General features: G+C 40.4%; 17 protein-coding genes. 4 read left to right on the top strand and 13 right to left on the bottom strand.

From position 1 onward, the window contains the following. Nucleotides 1-1,320: an exonuclease domain-containing protein gene (locus Q0064_RS07200; RefSeq protein WP_298146419.1), complete on the top strand. Its 1,320-nt coding sequence runs from the start codon at nucleotides 1-3 to the stop codon at nucleotides 1,318-1,320. After that, complete coding sequence (gene miaA, locus Q0064_RS07195) at nucleotides 1,317-2,213, top strand: tRNA (adenosine(37)-N6)-dimethylallyltransferase MiaA (RefSeq protein WP_298146416.1); 897 nt, start codon at nucleotides 1,317-1,319, stop codon at nucleotides 2,211-2,213. Before Q0064_RS07200 ends, miaA begins: the two co-directional genes overlap by 4 nt. A 64-nt stretch (nucleotides 2,214-2,277) precedes the next feature. Here the strand turns inward: miaA and Q0064_RS07190 are convergent, their stop codons facing one another. The 13 genes from Q0064_RS07190 to dapA all read right to left on the bottom strand — a co-directional run bounded on the left by Q0064_RS07190 (nucleotide 2,278) and on the right by dapA (nucleotide 19,924). Continuing rightward, nucleotides 2,278-2,994: a response regulator transcription factor gene (locus Q0064_RS07190; RefSeq protein ID WP_094486659.1), complete on the bottom strand. Its 717-nt coding sequence runs from the start codon at nucleotides 2,992-2,994 to the stop codon at nucleotides 2,278-2,280. A gap of 3 nt (nucleotides 2,995-2,997) precedes the next feature. Further along, nucleotides 2,998-4,575, bottom strand: coding sequence for a HAMP domain-containing sensor histidine kinase (locus tag Q0064_RS07185; protein WP_298146411.1), 1,578 nt, complete (start codon nucleotides 4,573-4,575; stop codon nucleotides 2,998-3,000). Nucleotides 4,576-4,643: 68 nt separating this feature from the next. Beyond that, a complete protein-coding gene (gene coaE, locus Q0064_RS07180) occupies nucleotides 4,644-5,228 on the bottom strand; it encodes a dephospho-CoA kinase (protein ID WP_298146408.1) in 585 nt (194 codons plus the stop codon). Next, entirely contained in the window at nucleotides 5,225-6,223 is a 999-nt protein-coding gene (locus Q0064_RS07175; protein ID WP_366094926.1) for a glycosyltransferase, read from the bottom strand. Before Q0064_RS07175 ends, coaE begins: the two co-directional genes overlap by 4 nt. A 79-nt stretch (nucleotides 6,224-6,302) precedes the next feature. Further along, nucleotides 6,303-9,980, bottom strand: coding sequence for a T9SS type A sorting domain-containing protein (locus Q0064_RS07170; protein ID WP_298146405.1), 3,678 nt, complete (start codon nucleotides 9,978-9,980; stop codon nucleotides 6,303-6,305). Between the two features lie 191 nt (nucleotides 9,981-10,171). Next, entirely contained in the window at nucleotides 10,172-12,403 is a 2,232-nt protein-coding gene (locus Q0064_RS07165) for a T9SS type A sorting domain-containing protein (protein WP_298146403.1), read from the bottom strand. 323 nt (nucleotides 12,404-12,726) lie between these two features. Continuing rightward, nucleotides 12,727-13,917, bottom strand: coding sequence for an enoyl-ACP reductase FabV (gene fabV / locus Q0064_RS07160; protein WP_298146401.1), 1,191 nt, complete (start codon nucleotides 13,915-13,917; stop codon nucleotides 12,727-12,729). Nucleotides 13,918-13,995: 78 nt separating this feature from the next. Further along, a complete protein-coding gene (recN, locus tag Q0064_RS07155) occupies nucleotides 13,996-15,660 on the bottom strand; it encodes a DNA repair protein RecN (protein WP_298146399.1) in 1,665 nt (554 codons plus the stop codon). A 31-nt stretch (nucleotides 15,661-15,691) separates the two neighbouring features. Continuing rightward, nucleotides 15,692-16,579, bottom strand: a complete 888-nt coding sequence (locus Q0064_RS07150; RefSeq protein ID WP_298146397.1) for a DUF4835 family protein — start codon at nucleotides 16,577-16,579, stop codon at nucleotides 15,692-15,694. Beyond that, nucleotides 16,572-17,783, bottom strand: a complete 1,212-nt coding sequence (gene coaBC, locus Q0064_RS07145) for a bifunctional phosphopantothenoylcysteine decarboxylase/phosphopantothenate--cysteine ligase CoaBC (RefSeq protein WP_298146395.1) — start codon at nucleotides 17,781-17,783, stop codon at nucleotides 16,572-16,574. The genes Q0064_RS07150 and coaBC overlap by 8 nt, the downstream gene beginning before the upstream one ends. 5 nt (nucleotides 17,784-17,788) lie before the next feature. Continuing rightward, nucleotides 17,789-18,106: a DNA-directed RNA polymerase subunit omega gene (locus tag Q0064_RS07140; protein ID WP_094486668.1), complete on the bottom strand. Its 318-nt coding sequence runs from the start codon at nucleotides 18,104-18,106 to the stop codon at nucleotides 17,789-17,791. A 5-nt stretch (nucleotides 18,107-18,111) separates the two neighbouring features. Continuing rightward, the gene (gene bamD / locus Q0064_RS07135) at nucleotides 18,112-18,906 is read right to left on the bottom strand and encodes an outer membrane protein assembly factor BamD (protein ID WP_298146446.1); all 795 of its coding nucleotides are present in this window, start codon (nucleotides 18,904-18,906) and stop codon (nucleotides 18,112-18,114) included. A gap of 136 nt (nucleotides 18,907-19,042) precedes the next feature. Continuing rightward, nucleotides 19,043-19,924 (bottom strand): 4-hydroxy-tetrahydrodipicolinate synthase, encoded by an 882-nt coding sequence (dapA, locus tag Q0064_RS07130; protein WP_298146392.1) that lies wholly within the window; start codon nucleotides 19,922-19,924, stop codon nucleotides 19,043-19,045. A 104-nt stretch (nucleotides 19,925-20,028) separates the two neighbouring features. Here dapA and Q0064_RS07125 point away from each other — a divergent pair, with 104 nt between their 5' ends. Together Q0064_RS07125 and Q0064_RS07120 are read left to right on the top strand one after the other, a co-directional pair. Continuing rightward, on the top strand, nucleotides 20,029-20,808 hold the full coding sequence (locus Q0064_RS07125) for a 5'-nucleotidase (RefSeq protein WP_298146390.1): 780 nt from the start codon (nucleotides 20,029-20,031) through the stop codon (nucleotides 20,806-20,808). Between the two features lie 5 nt (nucleotides 20,809-20,813). Next, complete coding sequence (locus Q0064_RS07120; RefSeq protein WP_298146387.1) at nucleotides 20,814-21,713, top strand: metallophosphatase; 900 nt, start codon at nucleotides 20,814-20,816, stop codon at nucleotides 21,711-21,713. Nucleotides 21,714-22,153 lie beyond the last annotated feature (440 nt).

Here is a 22,153-nt window from a genome sequence, read left to right as displayed (position 1 = left end):
TTGTACGCAATAGTAGATGTAGAAACCACCGGTGGAAAGTATAATGAAGAGGGAATTACAGAAATTGCCATCTACAAATACGACGGAAATGAGATTGTAGATCAGCTCATTAGCTTGGTAAATCCCGAAAAACCGATTCAGCCCTTTGTTCAGAAACTTACGGGTATTAATAACGCCATGTTGGTGAATGCGCCGAAATTCTATGAACTTGCCAAACGGATTATCGAAATAACCGATGGCTGTTTTCTGGTAGCACACAACGCCGAATTCGATTATCGGATGATACGAAACGAATTTTCTCGATTAGGTTACGATTTTTACGCACAAACGATAGATACCGTGCGATTGGCGCAAAAATTACTTCCCAACCAAGAAGCGTATTCTCTCGGTAAACTGGTACGAAGTTTAGGTATTCCTATCGCCGACAGACACAGAGCTTCGGGCGACGCTTTAGCTACTTTAAAGCTCTTTAAATATTTGCTCGAACGCGATATTGAAAGAGAAATTTTACAATCGGTTATCAAATCCGAACGTACTAACGAACTTGAACCGCGAATTTTCGATGCCATTCAGAAATGCCCATCGGCGGTTGGTGTGTTTTTCTTTCACGACAAGAACGGACAAATCATTCATGCGGGAAAAAGCAGTAACATCCGCAAGAAGGTAAATCAGTATTTTTTGGGAAAAGAGCCTTGGAATAACTTTTTACGAGAAAACACGTACGAAGTAACGTACGAACGCACCGGTTCTGAACTTATTGCCGATTTAAAACTTTTGGAATTTCTAGAAACAACCACTTTAAAGTACGTACACAAACCAAGAAAATCGCAGCCAGCAAGTTGGTCGTTCAAAATAGAAGATCAAACAATAGTCCATACCATTTCTTCGCGCAAGCAAAATCAAGCTGCACAGTATTTTAGCGGAGCGTCTGACGCAAATAAATACGTTCGAGCACACTTTTCGCACCTTTTGAATTTCAAAACTCAAATTGTAATAAACGATAAAATCGCGTTTGAAAATGAGGTTGTGCAGTCTGAAGAACCAGATGCAAAATTAGCCGAACTCGAAAAGGCAAATTTGCACAAGCGAGATATTTTAGTGGTTGGGCAAGGTCGCACATATTCCGAAAGAAGTTTTATTCGTTTGAAAAACAACGAGTTATTAGGCTACGGCTTCTTTGATTTGAATTTTCAAATCGCTAATCTGGATAAAGTAGAGAAAAATACCGTTCCGTTGATTCACGCACCAGCACGTGTTTTGTTAATTCACCGCTTTTTGCGTCGGCAGAAGTTTGCAAAAACTATCGACTTACCTTCATGAAACCAAACGTATATTTTGTCGTTGGTCCGACGGCCATTGGAAAAACAGCGTTCGCTATTTCATTGGCAAAACAACTTCATACAGAAATTATCAGCGCTGATTCTCGGCAATTTTATCGCGAAATGTATATCGGCACGGCAGTTCCCAGTATCGATGAATTAGCAGCAGTACCGCATCATTTCATTCAACATAAAAGCATCTTCGACAACTACAGCGTTGGCGATTTTGAAAAAGAAGCACTTGTTAAAATCGACGAGCTTTTGAAGGCGTTTGGAAGTGCTGTGGTTGTTGGTGGCAGCGGTTTGTATATTGAAGCACTTATCAAAGGCTTAGATGTATTTCCGGATGTTCCCGATGCTGTGCGCACGGAAGTACGTGATCTATATCAAAATGAAGGACTTTCGGCTATTCAAAATCGACTTCAACAACTCGACTCGGAATACTATAACGAAGTGGATCTACAAAATCCGCAACGTATTTTGCGAGCGCTTGAAGTGTCGCTTGCCAGCGATAAGCCGTACTCGTTTTGGCGAAATCAAAATCAAGTGCACAGAAATTTCGAAACAAAGCTACTTGGCTTAAGTACCGAGCGTTCTCTGATTTACGAACGTATCAACAAACGCGTTGACATCATGATGGCCGACGGTTTGTTGGAGGAAGCTAAAGATTTATACAATAACAGACATTTAAACGCTTTAAATACTGTTGGTTACAAAGAACTATTCCAATATTTCGATGGAGAAATTTCATTGGAAAACGCCGTTGAAACGATAAAAATGAATACGCGCCGTTTTGCAAAAAGACAGCTCACTTACTTTCAAAACCGATTGTCGGCTACATGGTTGGATATCCAGCAACTTCCCGATATCGACGTACTTTTGAAGAAACTGTAAAATCTGCAAAACAAAAAAAGCCGTCTTAAAAAAACGGCTAATCTCTTGATATTATTGAACGTTGTTACGCCAACGCTTTATTTTTCACCACTAATCTAAAGCCTTCTCCGTGAATGTTGAGGATTTCGACATTCTCATCAGATTTTAGGTACTTACGTAATTTTGCGATGTAAACGTCCATGCTTCTAGAAGTGAAATAGTTGTCGTCTCTCCAAATTTTGGTTAACGCTAGTTCTCTTGGCATCAAATCGTTCTCGTAAATAGCAAGTAACTTCAGTAGCTCGTTTTCTTTAGGCGAAAGTTTGATTGGCTCTTCGTTCAAGTAAGTTAAGAAACGAAGCTTTGCATTCAGGTGGAAATTTCCAATCTGGAATTCGAACTTCAGTGCTTCAGCCTTACCTTCAGACGATTTACGTTGCATGATTGCTTTGATTTTCATCAGAAGTACTTCTGAATCAAATGGCTTGTTTAGGTAATCGTCGGCGCCTACTTTATAACCTTTCAACACGTCTTCTTTCATCGACTTTGCCGTCAAGAAAATCAATGGCACGTCTTTATTTTTTTCGCGGATTTCTTTCGCTAAAGTGTAGCCATCTTTGTAAGGCATCATCACGTCTAAGATGCACAGATCGTATGTATCTTTCTTAAACTTTTCGAAACCTTCCATGCCGTTTTTGGCAAGAGTTACATCGAAGTCGTTTAAGATTAAGTAATCTTTCAAAATAGATCCGAAATTTGGATCGTCTTCAACTAGCAATATTTTTTTGTTTTCTGTTTCCATACGTCAATTTATTAACGGTATTTTTAAAATAAATGTACTTCCTTTTCCTTTTTCACTTTCGACTGTAATGCTAACATTATGGTCGTCGGCAATTCTTTTCACGTAAGCTAAGCCTAATCCGTGGCCTTTTACGTTATGAACGTCTCCGGTGTGTTCGCGATAGAACTTTTCGAAGATTCGTTTTTGAGCAGCTTTACTCATTCCTGCGCCTTGGTCGGTGATTTTCACTAAAATAAAATCCTTTATGTTTTCAGTAAATACGTCGATTACTGGCGGCAGTGGTGAATATTTGATCGCATTGTCTAGAATGTTCACAAAAACATTTGTAAAGTGTACATCGTTTAGTAGTGCAACATCGCGCTGCGCTTCAAAATGTGAACTAACTTTTCCTTCACGATCTTCAATAATTAAACGAACATGCTCCATGGCGTCTTCTAAAATCTCGTGCACAGAGACCGATTCTTTAGAAATGTCGAGCTCGCGTTTTTCTAATTTTGAAATTCTTAAAACGTTTTCGACTTGTGCGTGCATTCGTTTATTTTCCTCTCGAATCATACTTAAGTAACGACTCATCTTTTCGTCATCAGCCTTTACCTTTGGATTTTTTAACGAATCTAGTGCCAAGTTTATTGTTGCGATTGGCGTTTTAAATTCGTGAGTCATGTTATTGATGAAGTCGGTTTTAATCTCTGAAATCTGTCTTTGTTTAATCAATTGACTTAAAGCACTGCTGTATGCGATGATGATTAACAAAGTGAATAAGGCGGACAAAATTGTGATGTTCAACAATTCAGAAAAGAGGAATTTTTTCTTTTCGGGAAAGGTTAGCATCAATTTATACTTACTTTCACCTTGACTGTTTGTTAAAATTCGCGTTGCAAATGTCTCGCCTTTAATTTCCTCGAAGTTTTCGCTTTTGATTTTTGTCGCCAATCCATTTTCGTAAACTCCGAATTCAAAAGGAGTTAGCACATCTGCATCGCGAAGTTCTTTACTTAACATTAATCGCAAACGATCTACAGAAATACGATCACTTAACGATTTATTTTCGACAATGTCTTTAAAAAAGATTTCGTATTGCGCTTTATCGAGTAGATCAATTTTTCCTGTTTTGGTAACTGTTAATGAAGGTGACACATTTTGCTGAAAATCAGCATTATCTAAAGCAGATCCGGAATAAACTTGCGTTTTACTTTTTGAGATAAAGTTAGCTGCCATAACTGAATCTCGCTTTTTGTCAAAGAACGATAAATTGTAATCTTCTGCTACGATACTATTGCTGTAAACAATAGTTTCGTTTGTAAGTTTGTTTTGTTGGACCAAAATAAAGTTGAGCAAATCGCTCTGTTTTGGACTTGTACCAATACTGTCTTTCAATCGATTGTACTCAGCCAACATGCTATAGGTTTCTTGTTGTTGAAGATGCTCTGCAACGTTAGAAATAACCTGATTAACATGATACTTAAATTGCTCGTTGTTGTTTTGAAAGGACGTGTTGATGAGATACGATTGCACTATTATGATGCCTATCATTGACAGACTCATGAAAAAAACTAAAAGCCGAAATAAGTACTTACTCATCACAGCAAAATTAATATTTTAACAATTGTACCTTTTAACCGTTAACCAAACATTAACAAAACGCCCTTTTATTGAGAAAATTGTAAGAATTTATGTATTTTTTCAATCTGACCGTAAAGTTCTGTAAGATTATTATTGTATATTATAAAGCTACTTTGAGAAAGTCTTATATCGTCTGAGGTTTGCAGCGCTATTCGGTCTAAAATTTCCTGACGCGACATCTGATCGCGACGAATTACGCGTTCAATTCGTGTTTCTTCATCTGCAAGTACTGAAATAATACAATCGAAATCTCCTTGTCGATTATTCTCGAATGCAAGAGCCATTTCGTTAATTGTATACGAAGCCGATTGGTTTCTGTCACAAAACAATCGATATTGATCTGCAACAGCAGGATGAATAACGGCTTCAACCTGTTTTTTCAATATAGGATTTGTAAACAAATGGCTTTTTAGGTAAGATAAATCTACTTTGCCCTCAATTATTATAGGAGCTGTGACTTCTTGCGAGAGCTTTAAAATTACATTTGGTTCGAAATATTGTGCTTTTGCAACCTGATCAGCATAAAAAACGGGTACGCCAAAACTTTCAAAAATTTTGGCTACGGTCGATTTTCCGCTGCCGATACCACCTGTTAGCACAACTTTTTTCATTTAAAAAATAATTTAGGGAAGAGTTCTTGCGGTTCTTTCTTTGAAAACAGTAACAATACCGTTGTTTCTAAAAAGTGTATTCCATAACCAAACATCATAATATATAAAGCTTTTACAGCTAAGAATCCGATAACTAGGCTTCGATATTTTATTGTAGCGGATAGAAGTACAAGCAAGGAGTAAACAAATAATAAAAAAATAGGTATTGTACTTAACAGTGAAATTAGTACAGAAAAACAGGTATAAACAACGAATAGTGTTGGTAACCAAAAGGTTGGTTTTGCGTATTCCGGATACCACTTATTTAAAATAGCTCTTGTAGCTCCGAATTTAGAAACCTGCAGGTGAAATTTATCTAAATCGACACGCCTTTTGTGACAAACTTTTGCCGTAGGAATTAGCTTTGTTTTAAATCCTAATTTCCAGAGACGAAACACCAGCTCAGGATCTTCTCCAGGATGTATCTTAGCAAAACCGCCGGTAGCTAGAAAAGCTTCCCGCGAAAGTCCCATGTTGAAGCTTCGTGGCTGAAACTTAGTTACTTTTTCAGAACCTCCACGAATTCCGCCAGTAGTAATGGGAGCTGTCATAACAAAATCGATTGCCTTCTGGACTTTCGAAAACGATGGATCGGAATCGTCGGGACCTCCGAAACAATCGACATACTCTTCTTTTAAAGATTTGGAAACTGTAGTTAGATAATCCTCAGGAATGATACAATCTGAATCAAAAATCAAGAAGTAATTACCCATTGCCTGCCGCATGCCGTAATTTCGGCTATCACCCGGACCAGAATTTGATTTCTTTACATACTTGAGATTTAATTTATCGAGAAAAGGACGAATCACGGTACTAAGATCCACACTTGAACCGTCGTCGATTACAAGAACTTCGAAAGGTTCATTAAAACTGGTTTTTGCGATGCTTTCTAAAAACTCGAATAATTCGTCTTGACGATTATAAACGGGAACTATAATTGAAAAAAAGATATTCATGCGTCAAAGATACGTTGAGTTTAGTGCAAAAAAAATCCCTCGGCGTAAACCGAGGGATTTGATATCGAAAAGAATCAAATTAGTTTTTGATAACTTTTACAGTTTTAGTCATATTATCTGCGGTTACTTTCACAATGTAAGCACCTGCTGCCAATGTTGACATGTTTACTTTCACATCTGTTCCATTAGCAGTTTGAGAAAGAACTTGCTGACCTACGATATTGAACACAGCTACATTAGTAATATTAGTGTTGTAATTCAACGAAAGTACATCTTTTACTGGATTAGGATAAATAGATAGTTTCGTAGAATTGAAATTATCTGTACCTAGTAATGAAGCGTCGAAGGCAGATACAGAGAACGTACCTACGTTATCGTTGTTATATTCATAAACACGTAGATAAATATATTCACCTGGTGTTCTGTTAGCTAACACTAAACGGCTATAGCTTCCTGTAGCTGCTCCATCGTCATCACATCCAATTTGCGCAAGTTGACCACAAGCACCGCTGTAAGCAGTAATAACAGTATCAACACCTGTATCACCAGCTAAACTGTCACCAGTTTCAATAGTTACAGATCCTGATGCAGGAACTTCAACCATACACCATACGTCGCCACCAACGTAACCAAAGCAAGTAGTTGGGTTACCCATATTTGTAGCTGTAGCACCACCGTTTGAAACATCGATTGCTTGTTCCTCGTAAGCACCACCTACGCTCATAAATATAGCACCAGAACACTCGTCGTTTGCTGGAGGACAATCGGTAACAGTAACAGCGTTAGTATCGAAAACACAAGTTTCGTCTTGGTCGTTTGCTACAGTAAAGATTACATCTGTACCAATTGCATAAGGACCAAAAGTTACTGTACCAACGGCAGTAACAGCTTGTGGGTTTGAACCTTGATCATCAGAAACTGTAAGCGAAGTCGCTGAACCCATGTTTGTAATAGAAACGGTAGCGAAGAAAACTTCACCGTTAGCGCAATCAGCAGTTGCTAGTACACTTGCCACAGCGTTTGTACAAGAAGGAGCACAAACAATATTAAAAGTATGATTTCTAGCGGTTGTCCCTTCTGAATCAGCAAGGATTAAGTATTCAACTCCCGCTGTCAAAATACCAATCTCACGAACAGCAGCAAAGCTCAAATCGTCGATACATGTCCAACCAGTAGTGTCGCACACATCATCTGCAACTTTGAAGAAATAATCAACATAACCACCGGTTGCTGCCGTTAATTGTAAACTATACAAACCTGTTGTTTCAGGAGTGAATGAATAGATAACCTCAACTCCAGGAGTGCTGAAGCCGCAAGTAGTCACATTCCATGCACCAGGACCAGCTGGAACAGCTAAATCAATAGATTCTCCACAAGCTGCAATAACTATCGCATTATCACATGAAGGAGGACAAACATAGCTGAATGTTCCAAGTGGAATATTACATGCTTCTTCAACGCCGTGAAGTAAAGTTAACGTTACAGAAGAAAGGTTCTCAAATGGACCTACTGTATAAGTCCCAACGGCAGTGATTGGTGTTTCATTTGAACCATCAGATATACTTGGAGTTCCACTACCTAAATCAGTAACTACAACTTCAATGTTGTATTGACCGTTATCACAATCTGGAACTATAGTTGCTGTAGCAGCTGCTGGTGTACAAGAAGCTTGAACGATGTTAACTGTAAAATCTACCACAACGGCATAAGAACCATCGTAGCACGGATCGAAGTTAGCTTCTGGCATACTATCAGCAGTTACAAGTCTCATTCTGTGCTCTCCTAGAGGAGCGTCAGCTGGAACAATGAAAGAAGCGTCGTAAGTTGTTGGATTAGTTGCTAATGATTGACCACTAAACAAAATTTCATCTTCTGTAAAATTGAAATCATCGTTTAAGTCGATAACAACATACGTATTGTATGTATAACCCGTTGCAAAGGTAATCTGCAAGTTGTTCACTAAACCTCTGTTTAAATCAACGATTTCCGCAGAATTATCTTGGTAAGTTACATCTGGAATAGAATATTCAGATTGACCTATAACAATAGAAGTAATACCTGCACCATCGTTACTTGTTGGAGCAGAAACGCAGTAACAACCATCTGGAACTGTTGTAAAGGTTTGCTCGGCACAACCAGTTGCAGGAGCAAAATCATTATAGGCAATTACTGTGAAGTAGTAAGTAGTATCGCGATTTCCGCTGAAAGCGAACTCAGTAGCTAAACCTAAATCCTCTGCTTCAACGATTTCAACACCACCAGGAGTAGTTCCCACGTTGATTAGATATCCGTCGGCGCCTTCTACTGCCGACCAAATGATTGTATTTTCGTAGTTACCACAGGCAGCATCTGGTGTTGCAACAGCATCAGCAACACACGCAGGAGCCGAAGTTGGAAGAGGTTCCCACACGATTTCGTCTACACGCAGTGTACTGAAAGTTCCGCCACCACCGTGTTTAAATGCGATAAACATGTCTGTCGTAGCAGGGAATGCCACAGTCTCAAGTGACCAACCATTTTCGGTAACAATAGTTTCTACAAGCGTGAATGTTGAGATATCACTAGGGTCTGTAATTGTACCTACTTCAATTGGATCACCACCAAATCCATTTGCAAAAAACTTAACACGATGTGTACCCGCTGCAAGTTGCGCCAATGGAGGTGAAACTAATGCGATTTGAGCGTTCGCGTCATTAGAATTGTATAATTCATAAGAGCGCGCAGTGCCATTTGCTCCTGCAAAAGTTACAACACCCGCAGTCGCAAACGTTGATGTAGAATTAATTATTTTCGAATAGCAATCTGGCGTAGTTCCCCCAGCAGAATTTTCAAAATCCGTTGTCAAATCTGAAAACGGCTCACAAAGCGTTATGAAATTAGTTGGACCAACCCATCCGCTTGCTAATGTTCCGCTACAAATAGCACGAACATAAACTGAATAATTAGTAGCAGGGCTCAAATTTGCAGCGTTAAAAGTAGCTGCACCCGAAACCGCAGTACCAGCAGTACCCGCGTCAGGCGCACCTGCACCAAGTTCAGTAATGAAAACTTCCCAAGCCGTTTCGCTACCGTTAACTTGCCAAGTAATTGTTGAAGAAGTAGTTGTTATGTCTTCAACTACCGCAGCGCCAGGATTTGGACATGCTTGTACAATGCCTTCGAAAATGATTGTTGGAACAGCAGCAGCAACTCCTCTAGATAAAAATCCATTAAAGTTATTGTTCGGATCAGCCGGATCTGGATTAGTACCGTCTGAAAATGCATAAATAGTTCTGTTTCCACTGACGGCAGTATTCCAAAAGTCATCAGTTGATGCGTCATAATTCACTGAATTCTCTTCGACAGCAACAATCAGATTATCGGTGCCGTTGTAATCGAACGGTGTATCGAAAGTAATTGTATACCATCCAGGACCGTTTACTGGGTATGGACCTGAATAAACTTGTGTGAAATTAGCAATATCTTCCCAGTCTGCCTGATCTGCAAACGATTCACGTGAAGATTGCGCTAAATAAACTACCCATTGCTGTGAATTTGGTAGCGCAGTTGTACCAGAAAAATAGTATTGAATTCCGGTAATTTGACCTGAAGCGTTGATCTCCGAAGCGAGATAAACGGATTGCGAGTAGGTGTAACCGTAAAAAGGCTCGATCGGCGCGTTGCGCGTTTCTTCGTTGCCTGTTCCGACTTGCACCTGAGCAAAACCTCCTACCACGAAAAGGCAAAGAAGCGCCAAGGTTAGCGTAATTTTTTTCATTTAGTAAATAATTAAGTTATTGTCGGCTAATTTAAAAATAAATCTTAATTTTTTGCTAAACATTCCGTAACGATTTCATGTTTTTTTGTTAATAAACCGCATTTTTAACTTTTGTTGACAATACTACAATAGCCGTAAAACAAAAAAGCCTCGAAAAAGATCGAGGCTTATAATGTAAATATTTAGCGTAATTAGTTCTTAACTATTTTTATAGTTTCTACACCATTTCCAGCTTGAACTTTCACCAAGTATGTACCAGCAGCAAGGTTCGAAAAATCGACTCTAGCTTCTGAATTATTTACATTTTGAAGTAATACTTGTTGACCAACAATATTGAATACTGAAATATTCGAAATTGTATCCTGATTTGAAACAGTCAAAATATCTTTAACTGGATTTGGATACACAGCCGATTTTTGAATATTCTCGTCTCCTACACTTAGAAGCGAAGCATCAAAAGCAGATATTGAAAACGTGCCTACTTCATCATTGTTATATTCGTAAACACGTAAGTATATCAACTCACCTGGAGTTCTCCCTGTCAAAATTACTCGGCTGTAACCATCCGCAAAACCTGGAACCCCATCGTCGTCACAAGAAATTTGTGTAAGTTCATCGCATGTACCACTATAGGCTGTGATTACCGTATCCACGTCGGTACCGCCAGTAGAACTATCTCCTGTTTGGATAGTAACTGAACCCGAATCAGGAACTTCCAACACGTACCAGATATCGCCGCCTTCGTAACCAAAGCAAGTGGTTGGTTCACTTTCATCAGAATCCGTTGCACCTGCATTACCCGAATCAACTTGCTGCTCTTCATACGCTCCTCCCACATTAAGAACTATTGCGTTGTCACAATCATCGTTTGCGGGTGGGCAAGCTTCTACAGTTACTGCTTCGTATTCATTGAAGCAAGTTTCGTCTTGATCATTAGCTACTGTAAAAACCACTGCTGTTCCAATAGCATAAGGTCCGAATAAAAGCTCTCCCGTTCCACTGATTGTTTGCGCTTGTGAACCTTGATTATCGGTAACCGTTGCACCAGTAGCCGTTCCTAGAAAATCGATTTCAACGGAAACGAAAAACTGTTCTGCTTCGTCACAGTCGGCATCCGTATAGAATTCGGCTTGCGGAGCAGTACAACTTGGGGCACAAACAATGTTGAATGTTTGTGCTTTTGCTGTTGCAGTTTCAGCATCAACTAAGATATAGTACGAAACGCCTCCTGTCAAAAAGCCGATTTCAGCGGTCACTGCCGCATTGATATCGTCTATACATTCCCAGCCGTTAGCATCGCAAGTAGCTCCTTCTACAGGTTTAAAGAAATAATCTACGTAACCGCCTGTTGCTGCAGTAACTTGTAAGTCGTAAATTCCAGTGATTTCAGGTGTAAAGATGTAAAGTTTCTCTTGACCAGGTGTATCAAAACCACATGCTTCCACATTTAAGGTTCCGTTTCCGGCTGCTAAAGTATACGACACTTCTTCTCCACACGCTTCGATTGCTGTAGCTGCTGAGCAATCTATTGTCGTTGTGAATGTTACGGCGCTTGACCAAGTACTTAATAGACCTCCGCTACATACGGCACGAACATACACGTTATATGTGGTGGTTGCTGTTAAATTTGAAGCGGTATATTGTGCCGTTCCCGAAACAGCAACTCCTGCATCTGCTTCGGTAGGAGCTGGTTCTGATGCTGGAACAACAAATATTTCCCAGTTTGATTGATCGCCCGCATTCCACACAATTGACGCCGAGTTATTCGTGACTCCATTTACAGTTAAACCTCCAGGTGTTGGACATGCTTGCTGAATTCCTTCAAAAATGATGTTTGGCACAAATGCCGCAACACCCGTAAAAACATCCGATCCGTCGGGAACGTCTGTTGGATTCATCGGATCAATGTTTAAGTCGTCTGAATACGCATAAATCGAACGATTTCCTGTTACTGGTGAATTCCAAAAATCATCGCTAAAGCCATCGAAATCATCTTGATTTTCCTCCACAGCAACGATTAAATTATCGGTGCCGTTGTAATCAAACGGAACATCGAAATTGATTGTGTACCATCCTGGTGCGGTAACTGGAAAGGTTCCTGAGTACACTTGGGTAAACGTTGCAATGTCTTCCCAATCGGTTGCATCGGCAAAGGAAGTACGGTCGGATGTTTTGAGATAAACAACCCATTCTTGACTACTTTCTAAACTTGTTGTACCCGAATAGTAGTATTGAATCCCCGTAATTTGACCTGTTGCATTGATCTCAGAAGCTAAATAAATAGACTGAGAATAGCTGTAATTATAATACGGCTCAATGGGAACGTTTTGCGACTGATTGTTACCCGAGCCAACTTGAACTTGGGCTATACTGCTCCATGCAAACGCGCATAAGAACAATACTGTTAATGTAATTTTTTTCATGCAATTAAAATTTATTATAAGTAGCGAAGATAGAAATAATAGCGATATCAAAATTCAACGAACCATGGTAAACACTAGGTTTTTTCTAAAAATTATCCCAATTAACACTCAATTTATTCCCAAAATAGCTGTTCTTGGTTTCATGAACTTAGTAAAATCTATTTCGTAAGGACGCTTTTCGCAAGACGGATTGCAGCCAAGTAGCTGCAGAAGGGCCTAAGCCCGAACTGCACTACTGCGGAAAGCCGGGTGCCGGCAAAAAGAATTTCCACTAAATAGCCGGCACTTGCCCAAAAAAAATCCCTCAAAAAGAGGGACTTAATTTATTTGATGCTTGGTACATCGACTAGTTCGTTGGCTTCAGCGTCGTAGTCGACTTCTTTGTAGCCAAAACCAAACAGATTTAAGAAATCGTTTCGGTAACCTTCCAAATCTCCGAAGCCTACGAGCGACTCGGTATCCGATTGTTCCCAAAGCTTTGCAATTTCTGCTTGAATTTCGGCATCCATTTCCCAATCGTCTATGCGAATACGTCCTTCTTTGTCGGTAGGAACTTCGCCCGATTTAACCAAGCGCTCACTAAACAAACGATACATTTGTTCGATGCAGCCCTCGTGTGTTCCTTTAGATTTCATGAGTTTGTACAACAGCGAAATGTACAGCGGAATTACTGGAATAGCGCTACTAGCTTGGGTTACCAATGCTTTATTGACAGAAATGTATGCTTTTCCGTTGATCGATTTAAGTTGCTCGGTTATCACATCGGCGGTAGCTTCCAGATGATCTTTAGCACGGCCAATGGTTCCTTTACGGTAAACGGCTTCGGTTACTTCCGGGCCAATGTAGCTGTAGGCCACCGTAACTGCATTTTCGGCCAGAACACCTGCTTCAAGGAGTGCATCCATCCACATTTGCCAGTCCTCGCCGCCCATAACAGTAATGGTATTTTGAATATCTTCTTCAGTTGCAGGTTCAATACTTATCGTTGAAACAACTCCGGTGTGGAAATCGACTGTTTTATTCGTGAATGTTTTCCCGATAGGCTTTAACGCGGAACGGTGTAAAACGCCGGTTTTTGGGTGTAAACGCACAGGTGAAGCCAAAGAATACACGACACAATCGACCTGACCAAGATCTTGTTTAATTAAGTCGATTGTTTGCTGTTTGATGGCATCCGAAAATGCATCGCCGTTGATGCTTTTGGCGTATAGTCCTTTTTGAGCGGCTTCTTCTTCGAATGCTGCTGCATTGTACCACCCGGGCGAAGCTGTTTTGCCTGGTGATGCCGGTTTTTCAAAAAACACTCCTATGGTTGCTGCGCCGGAACCGAAAGCGGCAGTAATTCGTGAAGCCAAGCCAAAACCAGTACTGGCACCAATAACCAAGACTTTCTTGTAGCTGTCGAGTGCAGGTTGTTGCTGTACGTAGTGGATTTGATTTTTAACGTTCTGCCTGCTGCCGTCTGGATGAGCTGTTAAGCAGATAAAGCCGCGCATTCTTGGAGCTATAATCATAATTGTAGTTGTTTTTGATGTTACAAAGATATTATTAAACCTGAGTTTTCGGAATTAAAAATAGATGAGCGTTTCGGTTTACGACGAGGTTCTGTGTAATAAACTTCGTGCGTGTTCGATGGCAGCCGCCGATGCTGTGGAACCGGAAATCATTGATGCGATTTCGGAAATTCGCTCTTCGAGATCGAGACGAAGCACTTTTGTTTCGGTTTCTGTTCCGTTAACTGCTTTGCTTACGCGGAAATGTTCGTTGGCAGCAGCAGCAACTTGCGGCAGATGCGTGATCGCGAATAATTGCATGTCGGAAGCCATTCCTCGCATGATTTCAGACATTTTGTAAGCAATTTCACCAGATACTCCGGTGTCGATTTCGTCGAAAATGAGCGTTGGCAACTTGCTGTGTTTAGCGAGTATGGATTTTATTACCAACATGATTCGAGAAAGCTCGCCACCTGATGCCGATTTTCTCAAAGCTTGCAGATCGGTGCCTGGATTAGCCGAAAAAACAATTTCGACGTCGTCGATACCTGTGGCTGTAAAATCGGTTGTTTGTTGAAAAGTCAAAGCAAATTTCGCATGCGGCATACCCAGTTCTTTGGTGAGCATGGCCAATTCGGTTTCTAGTTTTGGAGCCGCTTTTTTTCGAGCTTCACTGAGCGTTTGCGCAACTTGTTGTAAGGCAGCGCGCTGTTCATTAGCTGTTTTTTTCCAGAGTTCGAGTTCTTCTTGATTGTTTTCTATCGCAGAAATTTGTGCTTCTAGCTGGTTTCTGACGTCAATTAAGTCGGCATCCGACGAAACTTGATGCTTTCTAAATAGCTGATATAAGGTGTCGACTTTTTCCTGCAGCGATTCTTTCTCCGCTGGATTTGCTTCTATCGCATCGATTTGTGCACTTAATTCTTTATCGAGCTCGCGTACATCGATGAGCATTGAAGCAATTCGATCGTGAAAATCTTGGTAGTCGGGATGAAAGTCGGCGATTCGTTTAAGTTTTGCTTGAATTTGATTGAGTTGTGAAGCGACAGAAAACTCGGTATCGTCGATGCTGTATTTTGAAAAAGCCAATGCCTCTTTGATGGTTTCGGCGTTTTCAAGTTTATTGAGTTCGCCTTCCCAAATAGCCTGATCGCCATCTTGAAGTTGGAGCGCCTGCAACTCTTCAAAAAGAAAAGTATTGTAATCTTTAGCTTTTTGAGCTTCGAAGAGTTCGCGTTCTTTATCGGCAATTTGTTTGAGCAGTTTTTGATGTGCTTTTAACTGCGTTTGAAACAACTGTAGCTGATGCGTTGTTTGCGCAAATGCATCTAGGAATGCAATTTGGTAGAGTTTATCGCTGAGATTTCGCGTGTCTTGTTGCCCGTGAATATCGATTAACTCGGCAGCTAATAGTTGTAGGGTATTCACTAAAACCGGTGCATCATTAACAAATGCTCGCGATTTTCCGTTTGGAAGAATTTCTCTACGAACTATGGTTAACGGATCGTAATCCAAATCGTGCGTTTCGAAGAAATCTTGAAGCTGGTATTTCTCGATATCGAACTCGGCTTCAACGATACATTTCTCTTCCTTGTCGTAGAGCGCCGTAGTATCGGCACGATCGCCGCGTATCAGACCTAATGCGTTTAACAATATAGATTTTCCTGCACCCGTTTCACCTGTAAGAGCGGTGAAACCTGCGGTAAATTCGAGATTTATCCGGCGTAAAAGAGCAAAATTCTGTATCGATAGGGAACGAAGCATATGGGCATAAATAAATCGGAACCCAAAGGTATTAAATTTTAACTGAGGTCCATTTACTAGAGTTCATGGGCGACAGTTTATTTAACATGTTCGATAATTCGATGGCGTTTGTTTCCGGACCGCCCGAGAAAATCTGCTGAATTTCTTCGGCTTTAGCATCGAAGAAAATACGCGTTAAGAAGGCGTTTGGACGAACTTTGTGAACTTCGTCTATGCTCATAATCGCACTTTTAACTGCTGTTTTTGCTTCTTTTACATCATCGGTCATACGGTCGAGACCCAAACGGTGGTACTTGTAGATTGCAGTTCGGAGCGGAAGGAACGTATTTGATAGCATATCGGCTGCTAAAAAATACCGATTTTGATTTCCGTCGGTTTGGTTCCAGCCTTTACCGCCTTGCCCTTGCGATAAGCTCACGATGTTTTGTGCCGCAGCGAAATACGGAGTTCCGCCCGCTTCTGAAAAAGTATCTTGATCTAAACCAATAATATAGTTGGCATAGAATGAAATCACTGCCACTAAATTTGAGGTAAAGGAGTTAGGATCGTAGAATAAATTTTCAAATTCGACGTATCGAAAGATGAAATCTTTGTCGTTATAATTGAAAACAGGACTCTGATAGCCTGCATTGTAAACAGGTCTCGACGACTGAATTTGAAGCGAAGCCACAAACTGATCGTTATTGTAGGAAGTCACCGTGATAAACATACTGCACTCGATCCGTTCTTTCTTTTTAAAATCTAAATCAGACCATTTGGTATTATTAACCAACTCGCTTAGCGATTTTTCTAAAGTTTTAAATATCTGCTGATTGGTTTTTGTAATCTGATTTGCGTTTACTTGAACCACGCAATTCAATTCTTGGGAAAAGGAAAGCGTCGTGAAAATAGAAGTAAGAAGAATCAGTATTTTACGCATGGGTCATTTGTATAATTCTTTGAAAAATAGCTGCTGCAACATTTTCCTTAGTCATTAACGGTAAATCGGTTGCTGCTTTGTGGGCATCGATTAAAGTTACTTTATTTGTTGGAACTCCAAATCCTGCACCTGCATCTCTGAGCGAATTTAAAACAATCAAATTTAGATTTTTGCGCTCAATTTTTAAACAAGCGTTTTCAAATTCGTTTTCTGTTTCCAATGCAAAACCGACCAAAAACTGCTTTTCTTTTTTAGAACCGAGATCGGCTAGAATATCGACGGTCTTTTCCAATTCTAAATGTAAACACGAATCTTTCTTTTTTATTTTCTCTGGGGCAACATTTTTTGGTCTGTAATCGGCAACGGCGGCGGCGGCTATTGCGATATCTACCTCGGCATATACGTCTAAACACGCCTTATGCATTTGATCAGCCGTTTGAACTCGTGTGATGTGGATGTTCGGATTTTGAAGATGCAAATGACTCGGACCGCTTACCAGAAAAACTTCTGCACCGTTACGAGCGGCTTCTTCGGCCAAGTCGTAACCCATTTTTCCTGTAGAATGATTTCCTACAAATCGGACCGGATCAATGGGTTCGTAGGTCGGTCCTGCTGTTATAAGTACTTTTTTTCCTCGAAGCGGAAGTTGCTTTAGCAGATGATTTTCGATAAAACCGATAATATTTTCGGGTTCAGCCATACGACCTTCTCCACTTAATCCGCTGGCGAGTTCGCCCGATTCAGCTGGAATCATAATATTATCGAAGGATTGTAAGCGTGCGAAATTCTCTTTTGAAGTTTCGTGCTTGTACATATCCAAATCCATCGCTGGTGCGAAATAGACCGGACATTTCGCCGACAGATAGGTGGCTAACACCAAGTTATCGCAAACGCCGTGTGCCATTTTAGATAGCGTGTTTGCGGTTGCAGGAGCAATTAGCATGAGATCAGCCCACAGAGCTAATTCGACATGATTGTTCCATTTGGCTTCCTTTTCATCGTCGTTATAAAAATGAGAAAACACTTCTCGTTTCGAGAGCGTTGATAACGTAAGTGGTGTAACAAAGTCTTTTGCCGCGTCGGTTAAAATAACTTGAACTTCTGCGCCGGCTTTAATAAACAAACGGACGAGTTGCGCCGTTTTGTATGCCGCAATCCCGCCCGATACTGCTAATAAAATTTTTCGTCCGTTAAGAACTGACATTCGGACTATTTGTTAGCGTCGCGGTGGTAAATTTTATCTTCCATCCATTCTTGCACGGCTAAAGCGTGAGGTTTTGGAAGCTTCTCGTAATATTTTGATACTTCGATTTGCTCTTTGTTTTCGAAAATTTCTTCCAAAGAATCGTTGTAAGTAGCAAATTCTTCCAACTTCTCTGTCAACTCTTTTTTAATTTCAGCATTGATTTGGTTGGCTCTTTTTGCGATTACGGTAATTGCCTCGTAGATATTCCCGGTTGGTTTTTCGATGGCTGTTTTGTTGTAAGTTACCGTATTTACTGGTGCGGAGGCTTTCTTTAGATCCATAATAATTATTTCGAAAAAGATTTTAAGTCGTTATTTATCTGTTCCAACATTTCGTCGGCTTTCTTCTTATACTTCGTTTCCGGTGCAAATTTAATCAAAGTTGCATGAGCTTGCCTAGCTGCGAGCAATCTTTCTTCCTTTTTACTTTCAATAGAATTGATTGCCAATTGATAAGACGAGTCTAAACGATAAAACAAGGCGTCTTCTTTAAAAGGAGTTCCGGGAAACTCTCCCAGAAATATATCTAAAGCCACTAATGCCGACTTGTGGTCGTTGATGGTGTTATACTGTTTTGCAATCTCAAAATTCTTCTTTTCAATTTTGGTTCGCAGATTTTTCACCACTTCATTAGCCTCAGCTAAATACTTGGAATCAGGATAATTATCAATAAAACTCTGTAATTTATCGATAGCCTTGTAAGTATCCACTTGATCTAAACTATAGCGTGGCGACAATTTCGAGTAAGAAATGGCTCCCAAATAAGCTACCTCTTCTACTTTCTCTGAGCGCGGATAGCTCGAAACAAAGTTATCGAACTGGTAACCAGCACTGTAAAACTCTTTTTCTGCGTAAAAGGATTTTCCGTACATGTAGAAGAGCTTTTCAGCTTGCGGCTTACCGCGATAGGTCGGTGCGATTTGTTCAAATAAACGAAGTGCTTTCTGGTACTTTTTAGCCTCGTACATTTTTTCGCCAACCTTATACTTCAGGGCAATATCTTCGTTTTTGAGCGCTTTCTGATACTCACTACACGACGTAAGTATCATCAAAACTAAAAACAACGCAAAAATTCTTTTTATCATAAAGCGAAAAGCTAACTATATACACTCAAAATTTGAGTCTGCAAAAATAGTGATTTATATTGATAGTAAACGAATCGATTTTAAGTATGCAATTGCAACTCAAAACCGTGAGGAAAACGGCACATCCCGTAAATTAGTGTGCGGATTTTAAATAGGTGGCAATTTTAGCTTTCAAGGAATCGGTTGCGGCAACTAAAGGCAAACGTACCGCATTTTCACACAAGCCGAGTTGCGCCTGCATTTCTTTAATGCCTGCCGGGTTTCCTTCTTCAAAAATCAAATCAATAGCAGGTGCAATTTGGTAATGCAACGCAAAGGCATCGTCAACTTTTCGTTCCAAGCCAAGCTGCACCATTTTAGAGAATGCCGCCGGAAGTCCTTCGCCAATTACCGAAATAACTCCGGCACCTCCCGCTAAAATAATTGGTAATGTAACCATGTCATCGCCTGAAATAACCAGAAAATCTTTGGGAACAAGCCGAATTAACTCCATCGCCTGAACCACATCTCCTGCTGCTTCTTTTATTCCAATAATATTTGAAAAATCGCTTGCCAAACGCGCAACTGTTTTAGGCAACATATTACTTGCGGTACGACCCGGCACATTGTACAAAATTATTGGAAGCGGACTCACTTTCGCCAAAGCAGCAAAATGCTGGTAAATTCCTTCCTGCGATGGTTTGTTGTAGTATGGACTCACCGATAAAATTGCTGAAAATCCAGTAAAATCAGCTGTTTGCAGCTCTTCAATCAAAGCAGAAGTATTGTTCCCTCCTACTCCTAAAACCAATGGCAAATTCTTGGTGTTCGCTGCTTTTATGCAATCAATGACCTGCTTTTTCTCCGTCGAGCTCAGTGTTGCAGGTTCGCCAGTTGTTCCTAAAACCACCAAATAGTTAACTCCATTATCGGAAACGTACTTGACAATACGGGTTAAAGCTTCAAAATCGACTTCTAAATTGCTTTTGAATGGTGTAACCAAGGCAACGCCTGTTCCGATAAATTGATTTGTCATGAAAATAAAGTTAACAATTAGTTGATATTGTATTCGCCGTAAATGTACGTTCTTAAACGAAAAGCATCTTACTTTGCAACAAAGTTAAAAAACTTACGAAAACGATGGTAAATCTAGGAAAGTATCCGTTTTTGCGGTACAGCCTTATCACAATCTTAACGTTGCTATTCGTTGTTGGCTGTAAATCAAATCACAGCGTAACAACAATATCTGGCAAGGAAATCAAGCTCGTAGATTCGCTGCCAAATGCGCAACAAGTAACCGACTTCATTCTTCCCTACAAAAAAAATCTCGATCAAAAATTAGACACGCTCTTGTGTAAGAACCCAGTAGCGTTAGATAAATCTAGTGGAAAGTGGCAAACAAATATTGGAAATTGGTTGGCACAAAGCTGCTACGAAATTTGCAATCCGATTTGTGAACGAAACTTCAATACAAAAATCGACCTCGTACTTTTCAATCACGGAGGTATTCGGTCTAATTTACCAAAGGGGGATGTGACTCTGCGAAATGCCTTTAAAATTATGCCGTTCGAAAATACTGCAGTAGTCGAAACGCTTGATGCTGCACAAATACTCGAAATTTGCCAGTACATGATCGTCGAAGAAAAACCGCACCCGCTCTACGGTTTGAGCTTTACGATCGATGAAAGAGGTCAGGCAATCGACATTAAAATTCAGGGAAAACCGCTAGACAATTCCAAAACATATCTCGTTTTAACTTCCGATTATTTAGCAAACGGCGGCGATAAAATGACCTTTTTTCAGAAGTCTAAAAAAAGGCTCGATTTACAACTCAAACTTCGCGATGCCATAATTCAGTCGTTTAAAAAGAATCAAACGGTGCAATTTTCTAATGAGGTTTTGATAACCGATAAAAGATAGTAATCATGAATAGAAGACACTTTATCGCACAATCGGTTTCGGCGTCGTCGTTGCTGCTTTTACAGCCCACCTTTGCTTTCTCGGCTACTAGTAAAGCAAAAAAGCTGGTCATTTTACACACAAACGACGTTCACAGTCATATTGATCCGTTTCCAAAAGAAGATGCAAAATACTCCGGACAGGGCGGAATTGCGCGTCGAGCAGCGGTTATCGAGCAAGTACGCCGCGAAAACGAGCAGGTATTGTTACTTGATAGCGGCGACATATTTCAAGGCACACCGTACTTTAATTTCTTTGGTGGCGAACTCGAATTCAAGTTAATGTCGATGCTCGGCTACGACGTGGCAACGGTTGGAAATCACGACTTTGACAACGGTGTTTCTGGATTTTTAAAACATCAAGAACACGTAAAGTTTGCATTTGTAAATGCGAATTACGACCTCAAATCCGATGGCTTGAAAGAAGTTTTGAAACCCTACAAAATTGTGAATAAAGGCGGATTAAAAATTGGAATTTTTGGTCTGGGAATCGATTTAAACGGCTTGGTCGAAGCTCGAAATTGCGAAGGCGTTGTGTACCGCGATCCGGTTGGTATTGCCAACGAAATTGCCGCCGAACTCAAGCAAAAACACTGCGATTTAGTGATTTGCTTATCGCACCTCGGCTACTCGTACCGCGACAACAAAATTTCCGATGTAAAACTCGCTGCGCAATCAGAAAACATCGATTTAATTCTCGGCGGTCATACGCACACTTTTTTGGAAAAACCTACAGTAATCGACAATAAAATCGGCAAGAAAGTACTTGTAAATCAGGTGGGTTGTTACGGTTTGCAACTGGGTCGCCTCGACTACACGTTTGTTGAAGGTTCGTACGACACGTCGAAAACGGTTATTCAACTGTAAGAAAATCTGTTTTTTTATTTGGGCGCGCCGGCAAACGAGTCGTCGCTGCGCAAAAAAGGTTCACGCCGTCACGTGTTCCGCTTTATCTTTTTGGCAAACGTTCGATGGAAATTAAAATCGCCAAAAAGGATATCGCTGCACCCGTTCGCGCGAAATAGAAGCGAAATAGAAGCGAAAAAAATAGAAAAAATAGAAAAAATAGAAAAAATGCCTTCGACAAGCTCAGGCACCGACGATACGCGGATTTGGGTAGCAAGACGACACTTAAAGTGGTGAACTCATCGAAGTCTTAATTCTTAATACTCGGATCTTAATACTGATAAAACCTCTTTGCGAACTTTGCGTAAATCTTCGCGTTCTTTGCGGTTAAGCATTCAACAAGCTCAGGTACCGCCGATACGCGGGTTCGGGTGGGTGAATGATACGTAAAGTGGTGAATT

It is taken from the genome of Flavobacterium sp., assembly GCF_027490375.1.
In the GTDB taxonomy this organism is placed as follows: Bacteria; Bacteroidota; Bacteroidia; order Flavobacteriales; family Flavobacteriaceae; genus Flavobacterium.
This window is presented reverse-complemented; position numbering and strand designations above follow the sequence as displayed.